Raw genomic sequence first — 4,479 nt, forward strand, 5'->3', positions numbered from 1 at the left:
CTCTTCACCACCACCTGCACCGACGGCCAGCGCTCGCGAAAGCGCGCGAGCGCCGCCGGCAGCAGCGCCGGCGCCACGCTCGGCAGCGCGCCGATGCGCAGCCGCTCCACGCGCTCGCCCGAGGCCGGCGCCACCGCCTGCGCGCTGGCGTCGATGGCCTCGAGCACGCGCAGCGCGTGGGCCAGCAGCTGCTCGCCGGCCGGCGCGAGCCCCTGCACCCCGCGCCGCCCGGCATTGCCGCGCTCCACCAGGCGCGCCCCGACGATGGCCTCCAGCTCGGACAGCGTCTTGGACACCGCCGGCTGGCTCAGCGACAGCCGCTCGGCGGCGCGCGCGAGATGGCGCTCCTGCGCCACCGCGACAAGGCAGCGCAGGTGGCGCAGCTGCACGTTGCGCACAAAGTCCTGGCGAAGATCGGCGGGAGTTTTCAATTACTGATAGTTATGTAAAACAGACCAATCTTCAATTTACATCATCGAACGCGGCTTCTAAAGTTCAGCTTCCAAATTCGATTCGTCCCACGACAGGAGACAACGGCATGTTGACGAAAACCCCGGCCACCCTCACCCCCCGCGACTGGGAAGCCCATCCCTCGTACATCTACCCCGGCTACAAGTCGACCGCGAAGCGCGGCCCGCAGAAGCCCCTGGTGCCGCTGAAGGCCTCGCTGGGCGAGCTGCAGCAGCCGGTGTACGGCCACGACAGCATCGGCGAACTCGACCACGACCTGACGCGCAATGCGCGCAAGAATGGCGAGCCGCTGGGCGAACGCATGATCCTCACCGGCCAGGTGCTCGACGAGCGCCGCCGCCCCGTGGCCAACACGCTGGTCGAGCTCTGGCAGGCCAACGCCTCCGGCCGCTACGTGCACAAGGTCGACCAGCACGATGCGCCGCTCGATCCCAACTTCCTGGGCGCGGGCCGCTGCCTGACCGACAGCGAAGGCCGCTACCGCTTCCTCACCATCAAGCCCGGCGCCTATCCCTGGGGCAACCACCCCAACGCCTGGCGCCCGCAGCACATCCACCTGTCGCTGTTCGGCCAGAGCTTTGCGAGCCGGCTGGTCACGCAGATGTACTTCCCCGGCGACCCGCTGCTGCAGTACGACCCCATGGTCACTGGCACGCCCGAGCGCTACCGCAACCGGCTGATCGCCGACTTCAGCCTCGACATCACCGAGGAAGGCTACGCGCTGGGCTACCAGTTCGACATCGTGCTGCGCGGCGCCGACGAAACGCCGTTCGAAAACCGCTGAGCAAGAAGGAGACACACACCATGTTGATGACCGCACAGGAAGCCGACTTCGGCCAGACACCCTCCCAGACCGTGGGCCCCTACTTCGCCTACGGCCTCACCGCCGCGCAGTACGGCTACGACTTCGACCAGCCCTTCGACGGCGTGGTGGCCCTGGACAACGCCAGCGGCGAGCGCATCCGCCTCGAAGGCCGCGTGATCGACGGCGACGGCAACCCCATCGGCGACGCGCTGGTCGAGATCAGCCAGCCCGACGGCGAGGGCCGCTATCCGCAGACGCCCGAAGAGGCGCGCGAGATCGGCTTTCGCGCCTTCGGCCGCGCCGGCACGGGCACCGATGCGCAGAACCGCTTCGTGTTCCACACCGTGAAGCCGGGCGCCGAATCGCCGGGCGAAGCCCCGCACATCAACGTGATCGTGCTGATGCGCGGCCTGCTGCTGCATGCGTTCACGCGCGTGTACTTCAGCGACGAGGCCGAGGCCAACGCCAAGGACGCCGTGCTGGCCAGCGTGCCGGCCGAGCGCCGCCACACGCTGATTGCCGAGCGCGTGGAGCAAGGCGGCGCGGTGAGCTACCGCTTCGACATCCGCATGCAGGGGCCCCAGGAGACGGTGTTCTTCGACGTCTGACACCAGCAGCCCAGCAGCCGGCCCCGCAAACAAGAAAGCCCGCGCGATGCGGGCTTTCTTGTTGATGGGACGGGAGGGCGCTTACTCGGCGGCGCGGTGGATGCGCGATTCCGGCACCGTCTTGAGGTCGCCGGGCAGCGAACTGATGTAGCTCGCGAGCGTCTTGAGTTCGGCGTTGCTGAACTTCTTGGGCTCGACCTGCTGTGCCATCACCGCATTCGAGCGGCCCAGGTGCAGGTTGTTCTTCACGCGGTACGACTTGAGCGCCACGAAGAGGTAGTCGGCATGCTGGCCGGCCAGCTTGGGCACCGTGCCGTCATTGGGCGTGCTGAAGTTGGCGCCGTGGCACTTGGTGCAGCTGTTGTCCTTGTCGCGCGACACCAGGGCCTGCACGTTCTCGGGCATGGGCTTGGCCAGCGCGGCCGGGGGCGCGTCGCCTTCCTTCAGGCCCAGCTGGCTGTAGTAGGCGGCCAGGTCGGCGATGTCCTGTTCCTTCAGGGTGTCGGCAATCGCGCGCATGGTGGGGTGCTTGCGGTCGCCGCCCTTGTAGGCGGTGAGGGCCGAGGTGATGTAGCTGGCGCTCTGGCCGGCGATCATCGGGACCTTGTGGATCTCCGGAAAGCTGGCCTGGTAGCCGATGATGCCGTGGCAGCCCACGCACATGGCAACCTTCTTGGCGCCCTCCTGGGCATTGCCCGTGACTTGCTGGGCTTGCGCCGAGACCGTCACGCAAGCGACAGCGAAGGCAAACATCGTGGTCAACAACTTGTTCATTTTGCGCGCACAATCTCGTGGAGATACAGTTTTTCGAATCAACATTCGATTATATGCAAGGGTCCTCCGGGAACCCCTTCAAGCCGTCCAAGTGGCTGCACGAAGCGAATCGAGTGTGTTCTTTTCTCCACCCCGCCTCCTCCACCCTGCTCGCGTTCACTCATGAAATTCAAGGGCTCAGACAACTACGTCGCCACTCAGGACCTGATGCTGGCCGTCAATGCCGCCATCACGCTCACGCGCCCGCTGCTCGTCAAGGGCGAGCCCGGCACCGGCAAGACCATGCTGGCCGAGGAAGTGGCGCAATCGCTCGGGCTGCCGCTTTTGCAGTGGCACATCAAGTCGACCACCAAGGCGCAGCAGGGCCTCTATGAATACGACGCCGTGAGCCGCCTGCGCGACTCGCAGCTGGCGGACGTGGACGGCGGCGAGCGCGTCAAGGACATCCAGAACTACATCGTCAAGGGCGTGCTCTGGCAGGCCTTCACGGCCGACCAGCCGGTGGCGCTGCTCATCGACGAGATCGACAAGGCCGACATCGAATTCCCGAACGACCTGCTGCGCGAGATCGACCGCATGGAGTTCTACTGCTACGAGACGCGCGAGCTCATCCGCGCCAAGCACCGGCCGGTGGTGTTCATCACCTCCAACAACGAGAAGGAGCTGCCCGACGCCTTCCTGCGCCGCTGCTTCTTCCACTACATCAAGTTCCCCGACGCGGAAACGATGAAGAGCATCGTGGCGGTGCACTTCCCCGGCCTCAAGCAGGAGCTGCTCACCTCCGCGATGAAGACCTTCTACGACGTGCGCAACCTGCCCGGGCTCAAGAAGAAGCCCTCCACCTCCGAGCTGCTCGACTGGCTCAAGCTGCTGGTGGCCGAGGACATTCCGCTCGAGGCCCTGCAGAGCAAGGACGACAAGGTCGCCGTGCCGCCGCTGGTGGGCGCGCTGCTCAAGAACGAGCAGGACGTGACCCTGTTCGAGAAGCTCGTCTTCATGCAGCGCAATAACCGATAACTGCTCCGGGGCCCGCGAAATGGCGTTCGTCGAACCTGTCACGCTGAAGGCCCGCGACCTCGCGCTGGTGCCGCTCTCGCTCGATCATGAAGAGGGCCTGCGCGCCGCCGCGGCCGACGGCGAGCTCTGGAAGCTGCGCGTCACCTCCGTGCCCGAGCCGCACGAAACCCGCGCCTACATCGAAACCGCGCTGCAGGGGCGCGAGGCCGGCCACCGCTTCGCGTTTGCCGTCACCGAGGCCGAAACCGGCACCGTGCTCGGCAGCACCAGCTTCCATGACATCCTGCCGGCCGTGAAGCGCGTGGAGATCGGCTACACCTGGTACGCCCGGCGCTGCCAGCGCACCCACGTCAACACCACCTGCAAGCTGCTCATGCTCACGCACGCCTTCGATACCCTCGGCTGCAACGTGGTGGGCTGGCGCACCGACAATTTCAACTTTGCTTCGCAGCGCGCCATCGAGCGGCTCGGTGCCAAGAAGGACGGCGTGATCCGCGGCCATGCGATGCGCCGCGACGGCACCATCCGCGACACCGTGATGTACAGCCTTGCCGCGGGCGAGTGGCCCGAGGTGAAGGCCCAGCTGCTCTACCTGCTCGACAAGCCGCGAAGCTGAAGAGAAGCCCAAGGAAAGCCCGACCATGCTGATCGATTTCTTCTACACGCTGCGCTCGGCCAAGCTGCCGGTCTCGGTCAAGGAATACCTCACGCTGCTCGAGGCGCTGCAGGCCGACGTGGTGGGGCCCAACTCCGACGGCGCCTTCGGCCTGGACGACTTCTACTATCTCTCGCGCACCGCGCTGG

At 66.2% G+C, this 4,479-nt stretch carries 6 protein-coding genes; 4 read left to right on the top strand and 2 right to left on the bottom strand.

Annotation, left to right across the window (positions count from 1 at the left end; all coding sequences use genetic code 11):
* A partial coding sequence (locus tag AC1DOC_RS20805) for a LysR family transcriptional regulator (RefSeq protein ID WP_478130403.1) occupies positions 1-431 on the bottom strand: 431 nt, incomplete at its 3' end.
* Between the two features lie 107 nt (positions 432-538).
* On the opposite strand from AC1DOC_RS20805, the gene pcaH reads away from it, so the two are divergent.
* Both pcaH and pcaG read left to right on the top strand, forming a co-directional pair.
* Positions 539-1,255 carry a protocatechuate 3,4-dioxygenase subunit beta gene (gene pcaH / locus AC1DOC_RS20810; RefSeq protein WP_278881063.1) on the top strand — a complete coding sequence of 239 codons (717 nt, stop codon included), beginning with the start codon at positions 539-541 and terminating at the stop codon, positions 1,253-1,255.
* A 20-nt stretch (positions 1,256-1,275) separates the two neighbouring features.
* On the top strand, positions 1,276-1,884 hold the full coding sequence (gene pcaG, locus AC1DOC_RS20815) for a protocatechuate 3,4-dioxygenase subunit alpha (protein WP_018906848.1): 609 nt from the start codon (positions 1,276-1,278) through the stop codon (positions 1,882-1,884).
* A gap of 81 nt (positions 1,885-1,965) precedes the next feature.
* Here the strand turns inward: pcaG and AC1DOC_RS20820 are convergent, their stop codons facing one another.
* Positions 1,966-2,658 carry a c-type cytochrome gene (locus AC1DOC_RS20820; RefSeq protein ID WP_015867236.1) on the bottom strand — a complete coding sequence of 231 codons (693 nt, stop codon included), beginning with the start codon at positions 2,656-2,658 and terminating at the stop codon, positions 1,966-1,968.
* Between the two features lie 162 nt (positions 2,659-2,820).
* Between AC1DOC_RS20820 and AC1DOC_RS20825 the strand changes: the two genes are divergently transcribed.
* On the top strand, positions 2,821-3,675 hold the full coding sequence (locus tag AC1DOC_RS20825) for an AAA family ATPase (RefSeq protein WP_015867237.1): 855 nt from the start codon (positions 2,821-2,823) through the stop codon (positions 3,673-3,675).
* Positions 3,676-3,694: 19 nt separating this feature from the next.
* A complete protein-coding gene (locus tag AC1DOC_RS20830; RefSeq protein WP_027730514.1) occupies positions 3,695-4,291 on the top strand; it encodes a GNAT family N-acetyltransferase in 597 nt (198 codons plus the stop codon).
* Positions 4,292-4,479: the final 188 nt, after the last annotated feature.

The sequence above is a fragment of the Variovorax sp. 01T439_2 genome, assembly GCF_056398445.1.